The sequence below is a fragment of the Phascolarctobacterium succinatutens CAG:287 genome (genome assembly GCF_000434895.1).
Lineage (GTDB): Bacteria > Bacillota > Negativicutes > Acidaminococcales > Acidaminococcaceae > Phascolarctobacterium_A > Phascolarctobacterium_A succinatutens_A.
Genome location: NZ_FR892785.1, coordinates 1,569 through 3,091, shown reverse-complemented (window position 1 = coordinate 3,091; position 1,523 = coordinate 1,569). Strand labels below are relative to the sequence as shown.

At 49.4% G+C, this 1,523-nt stretch carries 1 protein-coding gene and 1 riboswitch; the gene reads left to right on the top strand.

Annotated elements, in window-relative coordinates:
• Window positions 1-45: 45 nt before the first annotated feature.
• Window positions 46-128: riboswitch (ZMP/ZTP riboswitch) on the top strand.
• Between the two features lie 75 nt (window positions 129-203).
• Complete coding sequence (locus BN587_RS04510) at window positions 204-1,415, top strand: L-lactate MFS transporter (RefSeq protein WP_303684839.1); 1,212 nt, start codon at window positions 204-206, stop codon at window positions 1,413-1,415.
• The last annotated feature ends 108 nt before the right edge of the window (window positions 1,416-1,523 follow it).

Here is a 1,523-nt window from a genome sequence, read left to right as displayed (position 1 = left end):
ATGTTGACAATTGCAGAAATTTGTGTATAATAGAGTCATAACCTAATGCAGTCTGCTTCCTGACGGATGAGTGGAATTGACCACGTGGAGGCAGATGAATGTATGCGCCGACCGTCTGGGCAAAATCGCCCAGACGTTTTTTCTTTATAAGGAGCAAAAGGAAAACCCGGGTGACTAGGTAATACTTATAAAGAGAGGTATTCATGATGCAACAGACAAAAAACAGATGGCTGATCGTGCTGGCAGCCATCGGCATTCACATCAGCATTGGCAGCGTATACGCATGGAGCGTACTGACTAAGCCTATCATGCAGGCTATGGGGTTTTCGCTGAAGGAGGTTACCTGGACCTTTTCGCTGGCGATTTTGTTTTTGGGTACTTCCGCAGGCTTTTTGGGAACGTATGTTGAAAAATACGGACCTCGCCGCAGCGGTCTGATATCCATGTGCTTTTTCGTAAGCGGCTTGCTGGGTACGGCTTATGCACTGACGCAGCACAGACTGCTGCTGTTATATCTTTTTTACGGCGTTATCGGCGGTATTGGTCTGGGAACAGGCTATATTACGCCGGTGTCTACACTGGTGAAGTGGTTCCCCAATAATCGCGGTCTCGCAACCGGCCTGGCGATTATGGGCTTTGGCTTTGCCAGCCTCGTTGCAGGTCCGTTGATGCAGATTTTGATTGCTAAATACGGCCTGGTAGAAAACTTTGTGATTTTGGCCTGCATTTATGCAGTAGTGATGACTGCTTCCGCACTTTCTCTGGAGCCGCCTAAGCAGGAAACTGCAGCAGGCAAGGGACAGTTTAAGGCAAAGATGCCTGAGCATGTGCAGTACACTGTGAAGGAGGCTATGCACACCTGGCAGTTCTATGCTTTGTGGTGGATTTTCTTTACGAACATCACCTGCGGTATCGGTCTTTTGGCTGTAGCTTCGCCTATGGCACAGGAGGTTATAGGTATGTCCCCGATTGCGGCGGCGTCTATGGTTGGCATCATCGGCCTGCTGAACGGCGGCGGTCGTATTGTGTGGTCCACTGTTTCCGACTATATTGGCCGTGCGAATACGTATCTGGCATTTTTCGTGATTGAGATTGTGGCCTTCTACCTTTTGGGTGGCGTAAATGAAAGCTTTATGTTCCAGCTGCTGGTGTTCATTATCATCACCTGCTACGGCGGCGGCTTTTCCTGCATGCCGGCGTACCTGAGCGATTTGTTCGGCACCAAGCAGCTGAGTGCAATCCACGGACGTATTCTGACTGCGTGGGGCCTGGCAGGTATTGCGGGACCGCTGCTTTTATCCGTAATTTACGAGCGCACACACAGCTACAGCTTTACCCTGTACTTCTTCAGCGCTTGCTTTGTAGTAAGCCTGCTGCTGGCGGTAGTGCTCAAGCTGAAGGGCAAAACTGCCTGAGCTTTTGCCGGAAGAAGCAATTTCCACTGAAAAATAACTTTTTTAGCTAAAAAAAACGAAAAATTTTGAGCGTCCTACCCTAAAACGTGTTTTGGGGTGGGGCGCTTT